The organism is Roseovarius tibetensis (assembly GCF_050896375.1).
In the GTDB taxonomy this organism is placed as follows: Bacteria; Pseudomonadota; Alphaproteobacteria; order Rhodobacterales; family Rhodobacteraceae; genus Roseovarius; species Roseovarius tibetensis.
The window spans coordinates 34,362-56,518 of the sequence record NZ_JBPBBB010000016.1; the positions used below are offsets into that span (position 1 = coordinate 34,362).

Annotated in this window: 20 protein-coding genes; 14 read left to right on the forward strand and 6 right to left on the reverse strand. The window is 65.6% G+C overall.

What is annotated here, in order from left to right; genetic code table 11:
- The 7 genes from ACROSR_RS11810 to ACROSR_RS11840 all read left to right on the forward strand — a co-directional run bounded on the left by ACROSR_RS11810 (nt 1) and on the right by ACROSR_RS11840 (nt 7,686).
- The gene (locus tag ACROSR_RS11810) at nt 1-777 is read left to right on the forward strand and encodes an N-formylglutamate amidohydrolase (RefSeq protein ID WP_432685273.1); all 777 of its coding nucleotides are present in this window, start codon (nt 1-3) and stop codon (nt 775-777) included.
- Entirely contained in the window at nt 774-1,316 is a 543-nt protein-coding gene (locus ACROSR_RS11815) for a TRAP transporter small permease subunit (RefSeq protein ID WP_432685275.1), read from the forward strand. The genes ACROSR_RS11810 and ACROSR_RS11815 overlap by 4 nt, the downstream gene beginning before the upstream one ends.
- A complete protein-coding gene (locus ACROSR_RS11820; RefSeq protein ID WP_432685277.1) occupies nt 1,306-2,634 on the forward strand; it encodes a TRAP transporter large permease in 1,329 nt (442 codons plus the stop codon). The genes ACROSR_RS11815 and ACROSR_RS11820 overlap by 11 nt, the downstream gene beginning before the upstream one ends.
- 58 nt (nt 2,635-2,692) lie before the next feature.
- Complete coding sequence (locus ACROSR_RS11825) at nt 2,693-3,730, forward strand: TRAP transporter substrate-binding protein (RefSeq protein WP_432685279.1); 1,038 nt, start codon at nt 2,693-2,695, stop codon at nt 3,728-3,730.
- Nucleotides 3,731-3,794: 64 nt separating this feature from the next.
- On the forward strand, nt 3,795-5,159 hold the full coding sequence (locus tag ACROSR_RS11830; RefSeq protein ID WP_432685281.1) for a glutamine synthetase family protein: 1,365 nt from the start codon (nt 3,795-3,797) through the stop codon (nt 5,157-5,159).
- Nucleotides 5,160-5,161: 2 nt separating this feature from the next.
- A complete protein-coding gene (locus tag ACROSR_RS11835; protein WP_432685283.1) occupies nt 5,162-6,544 on the forward strand; it encodes an aldehyde dehydrogenase family protein in 1,383 nt (460 codons plus the stop codon).
- On the forward strand, nt 6,541-7,686 hold the full coding sequence (locus ACROSR_RS11840) for an iron-containing alcohol dehydrogenase (RefSeq protein WP_432685285.1): 1,146 nt from the start codon (nt 6,541-6,543) through the stop codon (nt 7,684-7,686). Before ACROSR_RS11835 ends, ACROSR_RS11840 begins: the two co-directional genes overlap by 4 nt.
- 145 nt (nt 7,687-7,831) lie before the next feature.
- Here the strand turns inward: ACROSR_RS11840 and hutC are convergent, their stop codons facing one another.
- Together hutC and ACROSR_RS11850 are read right to left on the reverse strand one after the other, a co-directional pair.
- The gene (hutC, locus tag ACROSR_RS11845; RefSeq protein WP_432685287.1) at nt 7,832-8,533 is read right to left on the reverse strand and encodes a histidine utilization transcriptional repressor HutC; all 702 of its coding nucleotides are present in this window, start codon (nt 8,531-8,533) and stop codon (nt 7,832-7,834) included.
- Nucleotides 8,530-9,897, reverse strand: a complete 1,368-nt coding sequence (locus ACROSR_RS11850) for a formimidoylglutamate deiminase (protein ID WP_432685289.1) — start codon at nt 9,895-9,897, stop codon at nt 8,530-8,532. Before ACROSR_RS11850 ends, hutC begins: the two co-directional genes overlap by 4 nt.
- A 72-nt stretch (nt 9,898-9,969) precedes the next feature.
- Between ACROSR_RS11850 and hutI the strand changes: the two genes are divergently transcribed.
- The 7 genes from hutI to ACROSR_RS11885 all read left to right on the forward strand — a co-directional run bounded on the left by hutI (nt 9,970) and on the right by ACROSR_RS11885 (nt 18,412).
- Nucleotides 9,970-11,175, forward strand: coding sequence for an imidazolonepropionase (gene hutI / locus ACROSR_RS11855; RefSeq protein WP_432685291.1), 1,206 nt, complete (start codon nt 9,970-9,972; stop codon nt 11,173-11,175).
- Nucleotides 11,172-12,698 carry a histidine ammonia-lyase gene (gene hutH, locus ACROSR_RS11860; protein ID WP_432685293.1) on the forward strand — a complete coding sequence of 509 codons (1,527 nt, stop codon included), beginning with the start codon at nt 11,172-11,174 and terminating at the stop codon, nt 12,696-12,698. The genes hutI and hutH overlap by 4 nt, the downstream gene beginning before the upstream one ends.
- A 2-nt stretch (nt 12,699-12,700) precedes the next feature.
- Nucleotides 12,701-13,483 (forward strand): N-formylglutamate deformylase, encoded by a 783-nt coding sequence (gene hutG, locus ACROSR_RS11865; RefSeq protein WP_432685337.1) that lies wholly within the window; start codon nt 12,701-12,703, stop codon nt 13,481-13,483.
- Nucleotides 13,480-15,150 (forward strand): urocanate hydratase, encoded by a 1,671-nt coding sequence (gene hutU / locus ACROSR_RS11870; protein WP_432685295.1) that lies wholly within the window; start codon nt 13,480-13,482, stop codon nt 15,148-15,150. Before hutG ends, hutU begins: the two co-directional genes overlap by 4 nt.
- A gap of 77 nt (nt 15,151-15,227) precedes the next feature.
- Nucleotides 15,228-16,313: a TRAP transporter substrate-binding protein gene (locus tag ACROSR_RS11875; protein WP_432685297.1), complete on the forward strand. Its 1,086-nt coding sequence runs from the start codon at nt 15,228-15,230 to the stop codon at nt 16,311-16,313.
- A gap of 54 nt (nt 16,314-16,367) precedes the next feature.
- Nucleotides 16,368-16,865 (forward strand): TRAP transporter small permease subunit, encoded by a 498-nt coding sequence (locus ACROSR_RS11880; protein WP_432685299.1) that lies wholly within the window; start codon nt 16,368-16,370, stop codon nt 16,863-16,865.
- Nucleotides 16,862-18,412: a TRAP transporter large permease gene (locus ACROSR_RS11885; protein WP_432685301.1), complete on the forward strand. Its 1,551-nt coding sequence runs from the start codon at nt 16,862-16,864 to the stop codon at nt 18,410-18,412. The genes ACROSR_RS11880 and ACROSR_RS11885 overlap by 4 nt, the downstream gene beginning before the upstream one ends.
- Before the next feature lie 72 nt (nt 18,413-18,484).
- Here ACROSR_RS11885 and ACROSR_RS11890 read toward each other — a convergent pair whose 3' ends face one another.
- From ACROSR_RS11890 to cls, 4 genes are all read right to left on the reverse strand, one after another.
- Nucleotides 18,485-18,847 (reverse strand): chaperone modulator CbpM, encoded by a 363-nt coding sequence (locus ACROSR_RS11890; RefSeq protein ID WP_432685303.1) that lies wholly within the window; start codon nt 18,845-18,847, stop codon nt 18,485-18,487.
- Nucleotides 18,844-19,779 carry a DnaJ C-terminal domain-containing protein gene (locus tag ACROSR_RS11895; protein ID WP_432685305.1) on the reverse strand — a complete coding sequence of 312 codons (936 nt, stop codon included), beginning with the start codon at nt 19,777-19,779 and terminating at the stop codon, nt 18,844-18,846. Before ACROSR_RS11895 ends, ACROSR_RS11890 begins: the two co-directional genes overlap by 4 nt.
- 179 nt (nt 19,780-19,958) lie before the next feature.
- Nucleotides 19,959-20,648 carry an endonuclease/exonuclease/phosphatase family protein gene (locus ACROSR_RS11900; RefSeq protein WP_432685307.1) on the reverse strand — a complete coding sequence of 230 codons (690 nt, stop codon included), beginning with the start codon at nt 20,646-20,648 and terminating at the stop codon, nt 19,959-19,961.
- A complete protein-coding gene (cls, locus tag ACROSR_RS11905; RefSeq protein WP_432685309.1) occupies nt 20,648-22,051 on the reverse strand; it encodes a cardiolipin synthase in 1,404 nt (467 codons plus the stop codon). Before cls ends, ACROSR_RS11900 begins: the two co-directional genes overlap by 1 nt.
- Nucleotides 22,052-22,157 lie beyond the last annotated feature (106 nt).

The window sequence follows — 22,157 nt, forward strand, 5'->3', positions numbered from 1 at the left end:
ATGACAGACGAGGACTGGAGCGCGGTGCGTGTCACCGGAGCCGAAAGGCCCGCACCCGTCGTCGTCGTATGCGAACATGCGGCCTGTCATATCCCGGCAGACCTGCATGACCTTGGCCTTGACGATGCTGTGCGACGCTCGCATGTGGCGTGGGATATCGGTGCCGCCGACATGGCGCACAGCCTGGCGCGCGCGCTGGATGCGCCGCTGGTCGAGGGCACGCTGTCAAGGCTGGTCTACGATTGCAACCGTCCGCTTGCATCGCCCGACTGCATCCCGGAACGAAGCGAGGTCTTCGATATTCCCGGCAATCGCGGACTGGACGCGCAGGCCCGCCAGGGCCGTTTCCTGCGTGTGCACGAGCCGTTCCACGCCGCTGTCGGGCAGACCTGCCGCGCACAGACGCAACGCACGGGACAGCCTGTCGCCCTGGTCACCGCGCACAGCTTCACGCCGGTCTATCGTGGCACGCCGCGGTCGGTCGAGATCGGCTTTCTGCACCATGAGGATGCCAGCCTTGCATGGGCCGCCCTGCAGGCCGAGCGCGACAAGGGCGTCTACGAGGTCGCGCTGAACGCGCCTTATTCCGCGACCGACGGCGTGACATACACGCTGGCCCGCCACGGTGACGGCGAACACCGGCCCGCGCTGATGATCGAGGTGCGCAACGACCTTCTGCCCGACGCGGCCGCCGCCGAACGCATGGGGCGGCATCTTGCCGACACGGTCGGGCGTGCGCTTGGCGCGGCGCAGACAACCCGAAAGGCCGGCGAATGAGGTTTCTTCGGGCCTATGTCGCGCTGATCGACCCGATCAACCGTGCGCTTGGGCGGGTGGTCATGTTCGGTATCTTCGCCCTCATGGGCATCCTGCTGTGGTCGTCCATTTCCAAGACCTTCTTCACGCCGTCGCTCTGGACGCTCGAGATGGCACAGTTCGTGATGGTCGGCTATTTCATCCTTGGCGGACCCTACGCGATGCAGATGGGCTCGAACGTGCGGATGGACCTGATTTACGGCGGGCTCAGCCCACGGCGCAAGGCGATGACCGACTGTGTCACCGTGCTGTTTCTCATTGTCTATCTGGGCGTGCTGTTGTGGGGCGGGATCGACAGCACGACCTATTCGTTCAAATACGGGGGCGAGCGCAGCTCGTCCGCGTGGCGGCCGTATCTCTGGCCGATAAAGGTCACGATCTGCGTGGGTGTCTTGCTGATGCTGTTGCAGGCCCTGAGCGAGTTGGCCAAGGACATCCTGTATCTGCGCACGGGCACGCCCCGGCGCCACGAGGACGAGGGGCCCGCCGATGCCCTATGAGCTGATCGCCATACTCATGTTCTCGACCATGATGCTCATGCTGTTCACCGGGCAGAGGGTGTTCGGCGCCATCGGTTTCGTCGCTGTCATCGCCGCAATCCTGTTATGGGGCGACCGCGGCGGGTACGATCTGGGGTTCTCGGCAATCATCAAGGTGATGCGCTGGTATCCGCTGCTGACACTGCCGATGTTCATCTTCATGGGGTACGTGCTGTCGGAATCGAAGATTGCCGACGATCTCTATCGCATGTTCCATGTCTGGACGGGCGGCATGCCCGGCGGGCTGGCGATGGGCACCATCGGGCTGATGGTGCTGATCTCGGCGATGAACGGGCTGTCGGTCGCCGGCATGGCCATCGGCGCCACGATCGCGCTGCCCGAACTGCTCAAGCGCAATTATGACAAGCTGATGGTGACAGGTGTTATCCAGGCGGGGTCTTCGCTTGGCATCCTGGTGCCGCCCTCGGTGGTGCTGGTGCTCTACGCGATGATCGCCCGTCAGCCGGTGGGACAGCTTTGGCTGGCCGGCGCCGTGCCGGGGCTGATGATGGCCACCCTGTTCGTCCTCTATATCTGGATACGCTGCCGGCTGAACCCCGCGCTGGGCCCCACCCTGACGGCGGATGAGCGCGCCGATATCAGCCGGGCCGAGAAATTGCGCCTGCTGCGCTCGGGGCTTTTGCCGCTGGTGATTTTCGCCGTGATGATGGTGCCGTTCGTCAACGGCTGGACCAGCCTCGTGGAAAGCTCGGCCATCGGTGCCATCGCGGCGTTTATCGCGGCCGTGCTCAAGCGCCGCATGACCTGGGCGGTGTTCGAGACCAGCGTCCGCAAGACGCTGGGCATCACCTGCATGTTCATGTGGATCATCACCGCGGCGCTGGCCTTCGGTGCGGTGTTCGACGGGCTGGGGGCCGTGAAGGCGATCGAGGATCTTTTCACTGCCAAATGGGGTCTGAACCCGTGGGTGATCCTGATCCTGATGCAGCTGAGCTTCCTGCTCATGGGGACGTTTCTGGACGATACCGCGATGCTGGTGATCGTCGCGCCCCTTTACGTGCCGTTGGTGGGTGCGCTGGGTTTTGATCTGGTGTGGTACGGGATTCTGTACACCATCACCTGCCAGATCGCCTACATGACCCCGCCCTTCGGCTATAACCTGTTCCTGATGCGCGCCATGGCCCCGCCAGAGATCGGCTTGCGCGACATCTACCGCTCCATCGTGCCATTCGTGTTCGTGATGATCCTCGCGCTGGCGCTGGTGATGATCTTTCCGCAGATCGCGCTGTGGCTGCCACAGACCGTGTACGGCTTATGACCAAAACCCCGAGAGCCGGGTACAACCGGCCCACACACCCCGACCAGGAGAGAAGACCATGACGACGACAAGACGGAAATTTCTGAAGGGCGCGGCCGTCGCCGCGCCGGCCTCGCTTGCGGCCCCCTCGATCGCCCGCGCCCAAGAGCCGATCCGCTGGCGCTTTCAGACCTATGCGGGTGCTGCGCTGGGCGAACAGGTGACCAAGCCGATCATCGACTACATCAACGCCGCCTCGAACGGCGAGATGGAGATCGAGCTGTTCTATGCCGACCAGATCGTGCCCACCGGAGAGCTGTTCCAGGCGTTGCAGCGCGGGACCCTCGACGGGGTGCATTCCGACGACGACTCGATGGCCTCGCCGACGCCGCTGCGGGTTTTCGGCGGCTATTTCCCCTTTGCGACCAAGCACATCCTCGATGTGCCGGTGCTGTTCAACCAGTACGGCCTCGCCGAGATCTGGGAAGAGGAATACGCCAAGGTCGGCGTGCAATGGCTGTCGGCGGCGGGGCAGGACCCGTGCAACTTCAACACAACGCGCGAGATCACCAGCGTCGACGATCTGGACGGGCTGCGGCTTTATACCTTCCCGACGGCGGGCCGCTTTCTGTCGCGCTTCGGTGTCGTGCCGGTCAACATCCCCTACGAGGATGCCGAGGTCGCCGTGCAGACCGGCGAGCTGGACGGCATGGCCTGGTCCGGCATCACCGAGGATTATACGGTGGGCTGGGCGGACGTCACCGACTATTTCCTGACCAACAATATCTCGGGGGCATGGATCGGGTCGTTCTTCGTCAACCAGGAACGCTGGGCCGAACTGCCCGACCACCTCAAGCAACTTGTGAGGGCGGCGATCGAGGCCGGCCATACCTACCGCAACCAATGGTATTGGGGGGGCGAGGCGCGGCTGCGCGCCAATGGCGAAAAGCTGGCGCTGCGCACGGTCCCGGCCGAGGAATGGGCCGAGGTCGAGACCGCCGCCAAGGAGTTCTGGAACGAGATCGCCGAGGAAGGCGAGGTGCATCAGCGGATCGTGTCGATCTTCCGCGAGTATAACGACACCATCAACCAGGCCGGCCCGCCCTACACGTTCTGAGCCGACCAAAACCAACCGGGACGGCCCCTCGGGGGCCGTCCCTGCCTCATGAATGGAGCCCGCAATGCCCGCCACCCTTACGATGGATACGCTTAGACAAAAGGCCGAAACAGGCGAGATCGATACCGTGCTGGCCGCCATGGTCGACATGCAGGGCCGTCTCATGGGCAAGCGGTTTCACGTGTCCAACTTCCTCGATCACGCACATCACGAGACGCATTGCTGCAACTACCTGCTGGCGACGGATCTGGTGATGTCCACGCCGGATGGCTACGCCGCGACCAGCTGGGAAAAGGGCTATGGCGATTACGTCCTGCGGCCCGATCCCGAGACGCTGCGCGTGCTGCCGTGGCTGGAGGGCACGGCACTGGTGCTGGGCGATGTGCTGGACCATCACACGCACGCCCCCGTGCCCCACGCCCCGCGCGAGATGCTGCGCGCGCAGGTCGAACGCCTCGCGGCGGCGGGCTATGATGCCATGATGGCGACCGAGCTGGAATTCTTCCTGTTCGAGGGCGATTACCGCAGCCTGCAAAAGGACGGCTACCGCAATCTCGTGCCGTTCAACGGCCACAACGAGGATTACAACCTCTTCCAGACCACCAAGGAAGAGGGCGTGATGCGCCCGCTGCGCAATCATCTTGTCGCTGCGGGCATCCCGGTCGAGAATACCAAGGGCGAGGCCGAACTAGGTCAGCAGGAGCTCAACATCCGGTTCGGTTCCGCGCTCGATTGTGCCGATCACCACACGATCGCCAAGCACGCCGTCAAGGAAATCGCCTGGCAGACCGGCTGCTCGGCCACCTTCCTGCCCAAATGGGCGGCTGACAAGGTGGGCGCGTCCAGTCATGTGCACCTGTCGCTGTGGCAGGACGGACACCCCGCCTTTTTCGATCCCGACGCCGATCTGGGCATGTCGACGGTGATGCGTCAGTTCGTGGCGGGCCTTCTGGCGTATGCGCGCGACTACACGTTTTTCCTTGCACCGTATGTGAACAGCTACAAACGCTTCACGCCCGGCACCTTCGCACCCACCAAGGCGGTCTGGTCGGTGGACAACCGCACCGCGGGCTTTCGCCTTTGCGGCGAAGGCACCAAGGGCGTGCGCTTCGAATGCCGTATCGGCGGATCGGACATGAACCCGTATCTGGCGCAGGCCGCGATGATCGCCGCCGGGCTGAAGGGGATCGAGGACGGGCTGGAACTGGCGCCGCCCTACAAGGGGGACGTATACGACAGCGATGATGTCGCCGAGATCCCGCACACGCTGCGCGAGGCCATCGAAACGCTGCGCGGATCGGCCATGCTGCGCGCCGCGTTCGGCGATGCGGTGGTGGATCACTACGTGCGCTGCGGGGAATGGGAGCAGGAGGAATACGACCGCGCCGTCACCGATTGGGAAATCGAGCGTGGATTCGAAAGGGCCTGAGCATGACCGAAACACTGAAATGCATCTCGCCGATCGACGGGTCGGTCTTTGCCGAGCGTCCGTCACTGTCGCGTGCGGGCGCGCGCGCCTCCGCCGACCGCGCCCGCACGGCGCAGGCTGATTGGGCCGCGCGACCGATCCGCGAACGCGCGGATCTGGTGTTGAGGGGGATCGCCGCCGTCGGCGCGATGAACGACGAAATCGTGCCCGAGCTGGCCCGCATGATGGGCCGCCCCGTCCGCTATGGCGGCGAGTTCGGCGGCTTCGAGGAACGCGGCGCCCACATGGCCGCGATTGCCGAACATGCGCTGGCCGACATCGAGGTGGGCGATGACGCGCAATTCCGCCGCTACATCCGCAGGCTGCCCTGGGGCGTGGTCTTCGTCGTGGCCCCGTGGAACTACCCGTGGATGACCGCCATCAACACGGTCGCGCCCGCGCTCATCGCGGGCAACGCGGTGATACTCAAACATGCGACGCAAACGCTGCTGGTGGGCGAGCGCATGGCGCGCGCCTTTCATTCGGCCGGCATTCCCGAGGATGTTTTCCAGAACGTGTTTCTGGATCACGACACGACCGACGCGCTGATCTCGGACCGGGCCTTTGATTTCGTCAATTTCACCGGTTCGGTCGGCGGTGGACAGGCGATGGAACGCGCGGCGGCGGGCACGTTCGTGCCGGTCGCGACGGAACTTGGCGGCAAGGACCCCGGCTATGTCATGGACGACGCCGATCTGGACGCCGCGGTGAACGGGCTGATGGACGGGGCCATGTTCAACGCGGGCCAGTGCTGTTGCGGGATCGAGCGGATCTACGTGCATGAAAGCCTGTTCGACGCGTTTGTCGAAAAGGCCGTCACCTGGGCGAAGACACTGAAGCTGGGCAACCCGCTCGACCCCGACACGTCGCTGGGTCCGATGGCGCATGTGCGGTTCGCCCGGACCGTGCGCGACCAGATCGACGCGGCGGTGGCGGCGGGGGCCGTGGCGCACCTGCCCACGGACCCGGCGGATGACGGCGGCGCCTATCTGACACCGCAGGTTCTGACGGGTGTTACCCACGACATGGCCGTGATGCGCGAGGAAAGTTTCGGGCCGGTTGTCGGCATCATGCCGGTCAGCGACGATCACGAGGCCGTGCGGCTGATGAACGACAGCCGCTTCGGCCTGACCGCCAGCCTCTGGACCTCCGACCCGGACCGCGCCGCGCGCGTGGGCGACCGGATCGAGACCGGCACGGTGTTCATGAACCGGGCCGATTACCTGGACCCGGCGCTGTGCTGGACCGGCTGCAAGGATACCGGCCGCGGCGCGGGCCTGTCCGAACTGGGCTACCACGCGCTGACGCATCCCAAATCCTACCATCTGAAGAAAGGCACGACATGAAACTTTCCGGCACCTGGTCCTATCCTACCGCGATCCGTTTCGGGGCGGGGCGCATTGCAGAGGTGTCCGAGGCATGCCGCGACGCCGGCATCGCGCGCCCCCTACTGGTCACCGACAAGGGGCTGGCCGGGCTAGACGTGACGGCCCGCGTGCTGGACCTGCTCGACGCTGCGGGACTGGGCCGCGCCATGTTCGCCGAGGTCGATCCCAACCCCAACGAACGCAATCTTGCCGAAGGCGTGAGGGCCTTCAGGGCCGGCGGACATGACGGCGTCATCGCCTTTGGCGGCGGGTCGGGCCTCGATCTGGGCAAGATGGTCGCCTTCATGGCGGGCCAGACCCGTCCGGTCTGGGATTTTGAGGATATCGGCGATTGGTGGACACGCGCCGACGCGGACGCCATCGCGCCGATCGTCGCCATACCCACCACGGCGGGCACCGGGTCAGAGGTGGGCCGCGCCAGTGTCATCACCAATTCCGAGACCCATGTGAAGAAGATCATCTTCCACCCCAAGGTTCTGCCACAGGTGGTCATTGCCGATCCCGAACTGACCGTGGGCATGCCCAAAGCGATTACCGCGGGCACCGGTCTTGATGCGTTCGCCCATTGTGTCGAGGCATTTTCGAGCCCGCATTACCATCCGATGAGCCAGGGCATCGCGCTGGAGGGCATGCGGCTGGTGATCGAGAACCTGCCGCGCGCCTTCGACACGCCCGACGATATAGAGGCGCGCGCGAACATGATGGCTGCCGCCGCCATGGGAGCGACGGCGTTCCAGAAGGGTCTGGGCGCGATCCACGCGATGAGCCATCCGGTTGGTGCGGTGTTCGGGACGCATCACGGCACGACGAACGCGGTCTGCATGCCGGCGGTGCTGGATCTGAACGCGCCCGAGATCCGGTCCCGGTTTGACCGGGCCACGCCGTACCTTGGAATAGAGGGGGGCTATGACGGGTTCCGGGACTTCGTGCAGCAGTTCAACGACCGGTTCGGCATCCCCCGCAAACTGGGCGACATGGGCGTCTCGGGCGATCGCATGGACGCGCTTGTGAGCATGGCGCTGGAGGATCCGTCTTGCGGCGGGAACCCGGTGCCGCTGACCAAGGAGAACCTGCGCGCGCTTTTTGAAACCGTGATCTGACATCCGGGGGGGCGGACCGCCCGCATGCCTGCCCGTGTGACAGCATCCGCAAGCATGGCCGCGGCTGGCGCGTCGGGTGTGCATCGATGGTGCGGCGGTCGCAAACTGCCGGATGGCACGACAGGCCGGGCCGCCCGGCACCTGATCAACTCTGCGCCCGAAGCTGATATCCGGGTGCGGCCACGGCTTGCACGGTCGTGATCGGGGCCCGGCCGATCCATGTCGTGCGTTCGATGACGAACAATGCGCTGCCGATGGTCGTGGCAAGCAGCCGCGCGGTTTCCTCTCCGGCGTTCATGGCCGAGAACCGGACATCGACGCGGCTGTAGGGCTTGTTGCGCACCAGCCATTCATTGGCGCTGTCGCGGGTCAGGTCGACGTTCAGGATATCGGGCGTGGACCGGGGGTCGATCCAGCGGTCTTCGAGGATATACGGACGCCCATCCGCCAGATGCAACGCCCTGACACGCAACATGTCTACGGGCTGGTCCAGTTCGAACCGCGCCATGACCGACGGCGGGGCCGTCTCGATCGCGCGGCTGATCAATCGGTGATCGTATGCGCTGCCGCGCTGTTCGATCTCGCGCCGGGTGATCGGGATGTCGAACGTGGCGCGCGTGACCGGATCGCTCAGGACATGGGTGCCCCCCTTGCGCTTGCGTTCGACCAGCCCGATCTGCGACAGGTCCTGCATCGCGCGGTGCACGGTGGCGCGGGCGCAGCCAAGGTCGCGGGCAATGTCTTCGTCGCGCGGCAGCCTGTCACCGGGCATGTATGTCCGGTTCAGGATGCGGGCGCGGATTTCGTCACGCACATCGGTCCAAGAAAGGCGCGCGGGCTCGTTCAAATGTCGGTCTCCAGCCGGCTCATCCGGCGCATGAAATCCGCGATGATCGCGTCGCGCCGGATATGGCGACCCTGCCGGACGACATGACGCCCGGCGCTCCAGACATCGCGGAGGCTGGCCGGGCCGCCGCCCGCGAAAATCAGGCTGTCGAGCACCGCGTCGCCCCGGCGATTGCAAAGCTGCGGGGTGTCGCCGTCAAACGCCACCATGTCGGCCCACGCGCCCGCCTCGATCCGACCGCTGTCGCGCCCGCCCGCCTGTGCACCGCCGCGGGAGGCGGCGTCAAACAGAACCCGCCCGGTCGAACGGTCCTGCGTCGCAAGCGCTGCGCGTGACAGATCGCGCAGGCGTTGGGAATATTCCAGCGCCTTGAGCTCCTCGAAGAGCGAGATCTGGACGTTCGAATCCGAGCCGAACCCGATGACACCGCCTTGTTCCAGATATCGCGCGCCATTGAAGATCCCGTCGCCGAGGTTTGCTTCGGTCAGCGGGCACAGACCTGCGACCGCACCGGATGCGGCGAGCGCATCGGTCTCGGCCTCGGTCATCTGGGTGCAATGGATCAGGCACCACCGGTCATCGACCGCGTGATTGGCCAGCAGCCATTCGGCCGGGCGCGCATCCAGATGCGCGCGCACTTCGTCCACCTCGGCAACCTGCTCGGCGAGATGCATGTGCACCGGACCCGTGGTTGCCTGCCCGAGAAGGGTATCAAGCCCGGCGGGATCGACGGCGCGCAGCGAATGCGGGGCGATGCCGATGTCAAAGTCCGGCGCGGCCGCGCGCACCGCCGCTGATGCGTCCGCGTGCAGGGCAAGGAACCGGTCGGGATCGTTGCCAAAGCGTCGCTGCCCGCCGGCCAGCGGGCGCCGGTCGCAGCCGCCATGCTGATACTGGACCGGCAAGAGCGTCAACCCGATCCCCGCCCCGGTGGCGGCGGCCACGATCCGCTGCGACATTTCCGACAGGCTGTCATAGGGGACCCCGCCGACATCGTGATGCAGGTAATGAAATTCCGCGACCGCGCCATAGCCGGCCTCGAGCATCTCCATGAAAACCAGCGCCGCGATCGCCTCGACATCGTCCGGCGACAACTGGTTGAGGAATTTGTACATCAACTTTCGCCACGTCCAGAAACTGTCGCGCGGGTCCGGACCGCGCGCCTCTGTCAGCCCGGCCATGGCGCGCTGAAACGCGTGGCTGTGCAGGTTGAGCGGTGCGGGCAAGAGCAGGTCCACGGCCTCGGTCGGCGGGCCCGCCTGAGGCCCGACCGAGGCGATTCGACCACTATCGTCGATCGCGACAGCCAGATCGCTTGTCCAGCCCTCGGGCGTAAGGCCCTGTTTCGCGTGGATGATCTGCACGGCAAAAACTCCGTTGACATTAATATGTACAAACATATTAATCTGAAGCGGGATTTGAAACAAGGACTCCGAATGACTGCCTCTCATGTCATCAGGGGCGTGACCCTTGCCAGCATGGCACCCGATGCCGGTGATGCGTACGGTCTCGTGCGGGACGGGGCCATCGTCATCACGGGGCCACGGATCGACTGGGTTGGCCCGGCGGCAAACCTGCCACCGGCGTATGCCGGACTTGAACATACGGTGTATGATGGTCGCCTCGTCACGCCGGCGCTTGTCGATTGTCACACGCATGTCGTGCATGGCGGCACCCGCGCACGCGAGTTCGAAATGCGCCTGACCGGGGCCAGCTATGAGGAGATCGCGCGCGCCGGGGGCGGGATCGTATCGACCGTCACCGCGACGCGCGCCGCGACCGAGACCGAGTTGCTGGAAAGCGCGCTTGGCCGTGTCGATGCGCTGATCGCGCAGGGGGTCGGCACGATCGAGGTGAAATCGGGCTACGGGCTGGACGTCGAGACAGAGCTCAAGATGCTGCGCGTGGCCCGCGCCCTGGCCCGGCACCGCCCCGTCCGCGTGATCACCACCTTCCTGGGCGCGCATGCGGTGCCGTCCGGGGCCGATGCCGACGCCTATATCGACGAGGTCTGCATCCCTGCGCTGAAGGCCGCGCATGCCGAGGGGCTGGTCGATGCGGTGGACGGGTTCTGCGAGGGGATCGCGTTCGACACCCCCCAGATCGCCCGTGTCTTCGATGCCGCCAAGGCCCTCGGGCTGCCGGTCAAAATGCATGCCGAACAGCTCAGCCATCGTGGCGGCACTGCGCTGGCGGCAAGATACGGTGCCCTGTCCGCCGATCATGTCGAATACGCCACCGATGCGGATGCCGCAGCCCTTGCCGCAGCGGGCAGCGTGGCCGTGTTGTTGCCGGGCGCGTTCTACACCATCCACGAGACGCAAGTCCCCCCGGTGCAGGCCTTCCGCGACCGCGGCGTGCCAATGGCCGTGGGCACCGACTGGAACCCCGGATCGTCGCCGCTGGGATCGGTGCTGCTGGCGATGAACATGGCCTGTACGCTGTTTCGCATGACCCCGGCCGAGGCGTTGGCCGGGACCACGCGCAACGCGGCCAAGGCCCTTGGCCTGAGCGATTGCGGCGCCATCGCGCCCGGCATGCGCGCCGATCTTGCGATCTGGGATGTCATCGAGCCGGCGGAACTGTCCTACGGCATCGGTATCACCCCGCTCCATGCCCGCATCTTCGCAGGTGAAACATGACCCATGGTCTGACCCCCGGCACCACCACGCTGGACATGCTGGAGGCGATCTGGCGCGGCGACGGGCCGGTGACACTGGCGCCATCAGCGCGCGCCGGGATCGACGCCTCGGCGGCCATCGTCGCCAAGGCCGCGCAAGGCGACATGCCGGTCTACGGTGTGAACACCGGCTTTGGCAAGCTCGCCTCGGTGCGGATCGCGCCCGAGGACACCGAGACGCTGCAGCGCAACCTGATCCTGTCGCATTGCTGCGGCGTCGGCGAGCCGCTGGAGCCGGCGACGGTGCGGTTGATGCTGGCGCTGAAGCTGCTGTCGCTGGGGCGCGGCGCGTCCGGGGTCCGTTGGGACATCTGCGCGCAGATCGAGGCGATGCTGGCCGCAGGCGTGCTGCCGGTTATCCCGGTACAGGGATCGGTGGGCGCGTCCGGTGATCTGGCGCCGCTGGCGCACATGGCCGCGGTGATGATCGGCGAGGGCGAGGCCATGTATCGGGGCCGGCGGATGCCGGGCGGGCAGGCCTTGGCGAAGGCCGGTCTGCGGCCGGTGGTGCTGGGCCCCAAGGAAGGGCTTGCGCTGATCAACGGCACGCAGTTCTCGACCGCCTGCGCGCTGGTGGCGCTGTTCGATGCGCAGCGCGCGGCGCAGGCGGCTGTCGTGACCGCGGCAATGTCCACCGACGCGATCATGGGCTCGACCGCGCCGCTGCACCCGGCGATGCACGCCCTGCGCGGCCATCGCGGCCAGATCGACGTGGCTGCGGCGATGGCCGGATTGCTTGAGGGCAGCCAGATCCGTGAAAGCCACCGCGAGGGCGATTCCCGCGTGCAGGACCCGTATTGCATCCGCTGCCAGCCGCAGGTGACCGGCGCCGCGATCGACCTTCTGCGCGGGGCCGGTCGCACGCTAGAAGTCGAGGCGAACGCCGTCACCGACAACCCGCTTGTGATTGCCGAGACCGGCGAGATCCTGTCGGGCGGCAATTTCCACGCCGAGCCAGTGGCCTTTGCCGCCGACCAGATCGCACTGGCCTTGGCCGAGATCGGCGCGATCGCGCAGCGGCGCGTGGCGCTGATGGTCGATCCCACGCTGTCGCACGATCTGCCCCCCTTCCTGACGCCAGAGCCGGGGCTGAATTCCGGCCTGATGATCGCCGAAGTCACCACCGCCGCGCTGATGAGTGAGAACAAGCACCTGGCCAATCCCTGCTCGACTGACAGCACGCCGACCTCGGCCAACCAGGAAGATCACGTCAGCATGGCCGCGCACGGGGCGCGCCGGCTGGGGCGGATGACCGCGAACCTGTCGGTGATCCTCGGGATCGAGGCGATCTGCGCCGCGCAAGGGATAGAAGAGCGCGCGCCGCTGAGTACCTCGGCGCCCTTGCAGGCAGCATTGGCGCATCTGCGCGGGGTGGTGCCGCGGCTGGTGCAGGATCGCTACCTCGCCCCCGATCTTGACGCCGCGGCGGGATGCATCACCAGTGGCAGCCTTGCCGACGCCGCCGGGGTCGAGGTGTCGGTATGAGCCTGATCGATGTCAGCCAGGGCGACGGCCCGCTGGTGCTGGGCCTGCCACATGCCGGCACGGATGTTCCGCCAGAGTACCTTTCCCGCCTCAACGAGACCGGGCGCGGCCTTGCCGATACCGACTGGCACATCGACCGGCTTTACGCCGGGCTGGTCGCGGACGTGACGACCGTGCGCATGCCCGTGCATCGCTATGTGATCGACGTCAACCGCGATCCGTCGGGGACAAGCCTTTACCCTGGGCAGAACACCACCGGGTTGTGCCCGCTGACCGACTTCGACGGCCGGGCGATCTATCTGCCGGGGGCCGAGCCGGACGAGGATGAGATCGAAGTGCGCCGCGCCGCGTATCACGCGCCCTACCACGCCGCGCTTTCGGCGGAACTGGAGCGGGTCCGCGCACGGCACGGTTTCGCGGTGCTGTACGATTGCCATTCGATCCGGTCGCGCATTCCGTTTCTTTTTGACGGGACGCTGCCGGATTTCAACATCGGCACCAATCGCGGCGCCACCTGCGCGCCGGGGATCGAGGCGGCCACCCTGCGCCTCTGCGAGGCTGCGCCCGGATACACCACGGTTCTCAACGGGCGGTTCAAGGGCGGCTGGACGACGCGGCAATACGGCCGCCCCGATGCGGGCGTACATGCGATCCAGATGGAACTGGCGCAGTCCACCTACATGACCGAGGCGCCGCCATGGGACTACGACCCGGCGCGCGCCGAGAAGCTTCGCACGCATCTGCAAGACATCCTCGAGACCCTCAGCGACTGGAGACCCGAATGAGCGACCCGCGCAAGAACACCCGCGACATCTACCCGCCGACCGGCCCGGACCTGACCGCGAAAAGCTGGCAGACCGAGGCGCCGCTGCGGATGCTGATGAACAATCTGCACCCGGACGTGGCCGAGAACCCGCATGAATTGGTGGTCTATGGCGGCATCGGTCGCGCGGCGCGGACATGGGCGGATTTCGACAGCATCGTCGCCAGCATCAAGGATCTGGAGGCCGATGAGACGCTGGTCGTGCAATCGGGAAAACCCATCGCCATCGTGAAGACGCACGCGGATGCGCCGCGCGTGCTGATCGCCAATTCCAACCTCGTGCCGCATTGGGCGACGTGGGATCATTTCAACGAGCTGGATAAAAAGGGACTGGCCATGTATGGCCAGATGACCGCCGGGTCGTGGATCTATATCGGCAGCCAGGGCATCGTGCAGGGCACCTACGAGACCTTTGCCGAGGCGGGCCGGCAACATTACGATGGCGACCTGACCGGCCGCTGGATCCTGACCGGCGGTCTTGGCGGCATGGGCGGCGCACAGCCGCTGGCGGCGGTGATGGCGGGCGCCTGTTGTCTGGCGGTGGAGTGCAATCCCGACAGCATCGATTTCCGCCTGCGCACGCGGTACGTGGACGAGAAGACCGACAGTCTCGACGAGGCGCTGGCGATGATCGAGCGCTGGACGGCGGCGGGCGAGGCAAAATCGGTGGCCCTGCTGGGCAATGCCGCCGATGTCTTTCCCGAACTTTTCCGCCGCGGCGTGCGCCCCGACATGGTGACCGACCAGACCAGCGCGCATGACCCGACCAACGGCTACCTGCCGCAGGGCTGGGGCATGGCCGAGTGGCGTGACCGCCGCGAGACCGATCCCAAGACCGTGGAAAAGGCAGCCCGCGCCAGCATGAAGGTGCATGTCGCGGCGATGGTGGATTTCTGGAATGCCGGCGTGCCGACACTGGATTACGGCAACAACATCCGGCAGGTCGCCAAGGAAGAGGGGCTGGAGAATGCCTTTGCGTTCCCCGGCTTCGTTCCGGCCTATATCCGGCCGCTGTTCTGTCGGGGTGTGGGGCCGTTTCGCTGGTGCGCGCTGTCGGGAGACCCCGAGGATATCTACCGCACCGACGCCAAGCTCAAGGAACTGTTCCCCGACGACGCGCATCTGCACAATTGGCTGGACATGGCACGCGACCGGATCTCGTTCCAGGGGCTGCCCGCGCGGATCTGCTGGCTGGGGCTGGGGGATCGTCACCGCGCCGGCCTTGCCTTCAACGAGATGGTGGCCAGCGGCGAACTAAGCGCGCCGGTGGTGATCGGCCGCGATCACCTCGACAGCGGTTCGGTCGCCTCGCCCAACCGCGAGACGGAGGCGATGCGCGACGGCTCTGACGCGGTCAGCGACTGGCCGCTTCTCAACGCGCTGGTGAACACCGCAAGCGGCGCGACATGGGTCAGCATCCATCACGGCGGCGGCGTCGGGATGGGGTTCTCGCAGCATGCCGGCGTGGTGATCTGCGCCGATGGCACGCCCGAGGCCGCGCGCCGGATCGAGCGTGTGCTGTGGAACGATCCCGCCAGCGGCGTGTGGCGCCATGCCGATGCCGGTTACGAGGATGCGATCGCCTGCGCGCGCGAACATGGCCTGCGGCTGCCGCGCATCCTGGGCTGAGACCCCGTCGACAAAGGCCGCGCAAGACGGTCGATACCACACCCCATAACCCTGACCATTCAACAAGGAGACGACCGATGCAAAGACGCGATTTTCTGACGACCGGTGCCATCGGCACCGCCGCCACCGCCCTTGCCGCCCCCGCCCTCGCCCAAGAGCGGCGCGAGTGGTCGCTGGTCTCGGCCTGGCCCAAGAACCTGCCCGGGCCGGGCGTCGCGGCACAGACGCTGGCGGACCGCATCACCACCCTGTCGGGCGGGCGCATCACCGTCACGCTGTACGCCGCGGGCGAGATCGTGCCCAGCAACGGGGTCTTCGATGCGGTTTCCGAAGGCACGGCCGAACTTTACCATGCGGTGCCGGCCTATTGGGGGTCGAAATCCAAGGGTATCCTGCTGTTCGGCTCGCAGCCCTTCGGTCTGCGCGCCGACGAGCAATTCGGCTGGATGACCCATGGCGGGGGTCAGGCGCTTTATGACGAGATGTATGGCCGCTTTGGCATCAAGCCCTTCCTGTGCGGCAACTCGGGCCCACAATGGGCCGGCTGGTTCCGCAACGAGATCACCTCGGTCGAGGATCTCAAGGGCCTGAAATTCCGGACCACCGGCATCGCCTCGCAGATGGCGACAAAGCTGGGCATGGCCGCACAGGCGATGAGTGGTCCGGCGATGTTCCAGGCATTGCAGACCGGCGCGTTGGACGCAGGCGAGTTCATCGGCCCGTGGACCGACTCGGCGCTTGGCTATTATCAGGTTGCGCCGCATTACTACTGGCCCGGCGTCGGCGAGCCGTCCTCGGCCGAGGAATGCGGGGTCAATGCGGATGCCTACGCGGCGCTGCCGGACGACCTCAAGGAGGTGGTCACCCAAGCCTGCCATGGTCTTTATAATCCGGTCTGGACCGAGTACACGACCAAGCACGCGCAATCGCTGAAAACGCTGGTCGACGAGCATGACGTGCAGGTGCACAAGCTGCCCGACGACGTGATCGCGGCCATGGGTGACGCGGCAAAAGAGGTCATGCAGGAATATCTTGCCGACGATGACGAGCTGGTACGCCGCATTACTGAAAGCTTCATCGCCTACCGCGACCTTGTCGGCGGCTACATGACCTATGCCGATAACGGCCAGATGAACGCCCGCGCGGACGTCTTCGGGTACTGAGCCGCGAGTGGTGCGCGGGGCAGGCCGCGCACCACGTTCGATGAGGGACCGGGGATGCTGGGACTGGCGACTTCGATCGACCGGATGAACCGCGCGGTGGCCAGCGGCGTGCGCTGGCTGGCGCTGCTGATGGTGCTGGTGCAATTCTGCATCGTGATCGGGCGATACGTCTTTGGCGTCAACTCGATCGCGGCGCAGGAAAGCGTCCTTTACATGCATGCGACGCTGTTCATGCTGAGCGCGGGGTTCACGCTTCTGGTGGATGACCATGTCCGCGTCGATGTCTTTTACGCCAAGGCAAGCCGGGCCATCCGGCGGCGCATCGACATCTTCGGTCATCTGTTCCTGTTGATGCCGTCGATGAGCGCGCTGCTCTACTGGTCGTGGCCCTCGGTGCGGAATTCGTGGAAGATCCTCGAAGGCCCGATCTCGGTTGGCGGGATCGAGGCGGTGTTCCTGCTGAAATCCCTGATCCCGGCCTTTTGCGTGCTGATCCTGCTGCAATCGGTGTCGCTTGTGATCCGCCTTGTCGTTTCAGAGGTCGATGAATGACCGATTATCTCGACCTGATCATGTTCGCGGCATTGATGATGGCGATCCTGTCCGGCTTTCCGGTGTCGTTCAGCATTGCCGGTGTCGCCGTGGCCTTCGCCTATCTGGGCTGGATGCTGGGCGAGATGAACGTGACGCTTCTCGGGGCGCTCGGGCAGCGGGTGTTCGGGCTGATCGGCAACACGGTTCTGATCGCCATCCCGGTCTTCGTCCTCATGGGCGCCATCCTGGAAAAGAGCAAGATCGCCGAGGATCTGCTCGACACGATGGGGCGCAGCTTTGGGGGGCTGCGCGGCGGGCTTGGCATTTCGGTGGTTCTGGTGGGCGCGCTGCTGGCGGCCTCCACGGGTATCGTCGGGGCGACCGTCGTCGCCATGGGCATGATCGCGCTGCCCACGATGCTGCGCGCAGGCTACAACCCGGCGGTGGCCTCGGGCATCGTGTGCACGGCCGGTACGCTGGGGCAGATCATCCCCCCCTCGACGCTGCTGATCATCCTTGCGGACGTGATGTCGAACGCCTACCAGCAGGCGCAATACGAACAGGGGAAGTTTTCGGTCGAGACGCTTTCCGTCGGCCAGTTCTTTGCGGCGGCGATCCTGCCGGGACTGTTGTTGGTGACGCTGTATCTTGCGTATATCCTGATCCGGGGTGCGCTGCGCCCCGCGGACATGCCACCCGCCGAGACCGGGCTTGGAAAACCCGACCTGCGCGAGGTTCTGGCGGCGATCCTGCCGCCCGTTCTGCTGATCTTCGCGGTGCTGGGTGCAATTCTTTTCGGCATCGCCACACCCACCGAGGCGGCCTCGGTCGGGGCCATCGGCGCGCTGCTGATGGCCGGGCGCAAGATCGGCATCAATCCGCGGCTGATCGTGCTCGGGGCGGCGGCCCTGATCGTGCTGGGCCTGTTGGCCGGGGCCTTTCCGGTGCGGCTGCAACGCAGCGACACCGGTGTCGCGGACTGGGCGCTTGGCGGTCTGTATGCGGGGCTGGCGATCGTGGGGCTTGCGGCTGTCGGCCTTGCGCTGCGCGCCGCGATCCGGGAAAGGATCATTCACGATGCGCTGAATTCCACGCTGACCATGACCGCGATGATTTTCGCGACGATCCTTGCGGCCGGATTCTTTTCACTGGTGTTTGTCGGACTTGGCGGCGAAGAGCGCGTGGCGCATCTGCTGGACAACCTGCCCGGTGGTCCAGGTGGCGCGTTGCTGTTCGTGATGGTCTTCGTGTTCATCCTCGGGTTCTTCCTCGACTTCGTCGAGATATCGGTGATCGTGCTTCCGCTCGTGGCGCCGTCGCTTATCCTGATGGGACATGACCCGATCTGGCTGGGCGTGCTGCTGGCCATCAACCTGCAAACCAGTTTCCTGACACCGCCATTCGGGTTCTCGCTGTTCTATCTGCGCGCCGCCGCGCCCAAGGAAATCGAGACCCAACAGATCTATCGCGGCGTCGTGCCGTTCATCGGCGTGCAGGCGATCGGGATCTTGCTGGTCTGGGCACTGCCGGTCCTGGCAACCTGGCTGCCGGCGCTATTGTTCTAGCAACTGCGGCCGCGGCTTTCAGACGTTGTGCGCCGGGCAGGCGGGCCCGACATGCGCCCGGTCAGGCCCGGATCATTCCCTGCCGTCCCGATCCGCGCCGGTCGCGTTGGCGCGGATGGTCGAGACACTGGAAATGATGGCGTGCCGCACATCTTCGGGCTGCTCGTCAAGCGCACGTGCGAGTGCGCCAAGTTCACGACGTGTCTGGTGCAGCCGGTCTATCAGGTTGAGGACGACCGGCAGCGCATCGTTTGGCAGCGACATCTCCTTGCGCAGATCGCATAAAAGCCGGATACGGGCGACGTCCAGTTCGTCGAAGATCGGACCGTCCGGGCTGTCGGCCGGACGCACCCAGCCTTGCTGCACCCAGAGGCGAAGCTCTTGCAGGTTCACGCGCTCGATCCGCGCGACAACCGACTGTTCATCGAGTCTCATGTCTTCCTCCGCAGGTCTTTTCGCGGATCAAATCGGGCCTGATCCCGCCACTGCCGTGCGAGATCCTCCATCTGCCCATCGATCTTGTCCGGCAGCACGATCCTGAGCCGGACGATCTGATCTCCGGCAGGCCCGTTTCTCGGCTTGATCCCCTTGCCCTTGAGTCGCAGACGGTGCCCCGAGGACACGCCCCTTGGAATCGTCATGGAGACCGGGCCAGAGATCGTCGGCACGTCCACCTTCGCGCCAAGCACCGCTTCGTCGAAGGTGATGGGCAGCTCGACCTCTATGGTGTCGCCGTCCCGCATGAACACGGTGTGCGGCCGTACACCAATCGTCACGAAGGCGTCGCCGGCGGGTCCCTGTCCGACGCCCGGCCCGCCCTTGCCGCGCAGGCGAAGGGTCTGACCGTCCTTCAGGCCGGGTGGGACGGTAATCTCGATCGTCTTGCCGTCGGGCATCGTCACGCTGCGTTTGCTGCCCCGCGCCGCGTCTAGAAAATCCACATCCAGATGATACCGAAGATCGGGTCCGGGGGCATGGAACTCTTGCCGGTAGTGCCCGCCGCCGCGCTGCCAGTGACGACCGAACAGGTCCGAGAACAGGTCCGATTCGTCCCCGAAACCGCCGCTGCCGGCGCCGGGGTCATAGCGTCGCCCCGCGTCCTGCCCGGCATATTGGTGATAATACTGGCGCTCGGGGCGTTCGTGCCCGCTGGCGTCGATCTCTCCGGCATCGAAGCGCCGGCGCTTTTCGGGATCGCCCAACAGGTCGTTGGCGGCCGCGACCGCCTGAAACTCCGCCACCTTGGCGGCATCGCCCGGATGCAGGTCCGGATGCAGCTTCTTGGCAAGCTTGCGGTAGGCAGCCTTGATCTCGTCCTGGGTGGCGGTCTTCTTGACGCCCAGAACGTCGTACGGGTCCGTGCTCATGTGTCAGGCCCCATTGAAAGGTCACAGGATTTCTTGACCGCGAAGACAAACATGATACCAAACGCTCCCACCGTATGTCGTAGATCCGGACCTTGTGATCCGTACCAGATTGAGATCGGTTACCCCTTGCGCTGGATCAAGACGGGCGCAGCAAAAAGCGCACCCGGTTCGAGGCGGCGTCAAGGCGATCCGACCAGTTCCGCATCCATCCAGACGGGCAGGTGGTCCGATGCGCGCCGCGCCTCGCCCCGAAGGACGACGCCCGATCCGCGGCACTCCACGCCCGCGCCGACGGCGAAGCGGTCCAGCGGGGCCATCAACCGGCTGGCATGAAAGCTAGGGCCGGGTGTGATCATGCTGAACAGGTCATGGATCAGGTCGAAGCCGACACGCGGCGACCATTCATTCATGTCGCCTGCGATGATCGTCCGCGGGGCGCGACCGGCGATCGCCTCGCGCAGATGGGCAAGCTGCAACTGGCGGCACCCGCGACGCAGCCCCAGATGTGTGCCAACCACCGTAAGGTCGCCTTCAGGTCCCGTCAGATCGGCGATAACGGCGCCGCGCGGCTCGATCCCCGGAAGGGTCAGGCGCGCGGTGTCCAGAACGTCCCAGCCATCGCGCACCAACAGCGCGTTGCCGTGCCACCCGGAACTCGGTCCGTCGGTCATGGTCAGGATCCGCAAGCCGGTATGGGTGTAAAGCAAGTCCCCCGGCAAAACCGCCGGTCGCACCCCAAGGCGCCTGTCGGCCTCTTGCAGCGCGACCACATCGGCGTCGAGGTTGGCCAGAACGCGGATGATCCGAAACGGGTCGCGCCGCCAGTCCAGCCCGACCGCCTTGCGGATATTGTAACTCACGATCCGCATCACAGGACCGGTGCCATGAGACGCGCCACCCGCGCGGCCATCCGGGTCATCAGCGGTCGGTCCTCAAGGTCGACATCAACCCGGATGGCAAGGTCCAGATCCGTGCGCAGCATGTCCTCGACATCGGCGGCGGCGCTGGTGCCTTCCATCACCACGGTGATTTCGAAGTTCAGCAACCCCGACCGGATGTCCAGGTTGATCGACCCGACCGAGGCCAGATCGTCATCCACAAGCGCGACCTTCTGATGGGCGAAGGCGGGCTGGTACGTCCAGATCTCACCGCCCACCGAACGCAGATCGTCGAAATAGGCCATGCCGGCGAAATAGGGCAGATAATGATCCACGTGGCACGGCACCAGCACCTTGAGATCGACGCCGCGCAGGGCGGCAAATCGCAAGGCCGTCAGGACATCCCGGTCCGGGGCAAAATACGGTGTCGCGATCCAGAGACGCGTTTGCGCCGCATGGGCGAGCGCGATGAAGTACAGGTTGCCCCCCGCGATCTCTTCTGCCGGGGACGGGGCGAGCGCCACCGCATTCAACGGACCCGGCGGTGTCGTGGTCGCGACCTCGGGCTGATCGAGATCCTCCTGCGTGGCCCACCGCCAGTCCGAGATGAAATGCAGCGCCAGTTGTGTCACGACGGGTCCGCGAAACCGCGCAAACGTGTCGCGCCACGCCCCGAGCGCGGACTGTCCGATATACGCCCGCGACAGGTTTATTCCCCCGGTGAAGGCCACGGTATCGTCAACCACGACCAACTTGCGATGATTGCGAAAGTTTAGCTGGAACGGGCCAAGCAGTCGTTTTGGCCCCCTTGTCCGCGAGATACGCACCCCCGCATCGCGCAATGACCGTTTGAATGCGGATGGCAGCCCGAAGAACGGCAGCTCGTCGTGCAACAGGAACACCTCGACCCCGGCAGTGGCGCGTTCGATCAGAATGTCCCGAAAGGCCTGCCCTACCGTGTCGTCCTCTATCGTGTAGAACTGGACCATGATCCGCGAGGTTGCCCCGCGAATCGCGGCATGAAGGGCATCGAAGGTCGCATGACCGTCGATCAACAGCGTCATGTCGTTGCCTTCGGTGACCGGCAATCGCGCGATCCGCGAAAACGCTGCCAGCCGCGACGGGCGCGCAGGCGTCGGCGCGTCGACCGTCGCATCCTCGAGCGATGTGGCATCCGAAAGACGGCGCGCACGCGCAAACCGCTTGTAATCGGCATAGCCAAAGACAAGGTAGAACAACGTGCCGATGAGCGGCAGCAGGATGATGAAAAGGATCCACCCGACCGCGCCTTGCGGTGTGCGCGAGGTCAGCAACGCGCGATAGGACGCCACGATCGACATCACGCCAATCGCAAGCGCGATGATCGCGCCGGTAATCGTCGACAGCTCGGTCAACGCGTTTCCGCCTCCCGGTTCACGTGATGCGATCTCTGCAAGGGCGAGCATAGCAGGGGCGCCGTCCGAAGTGCATGGGATTTCGACACGTGCGGGGATACGGACG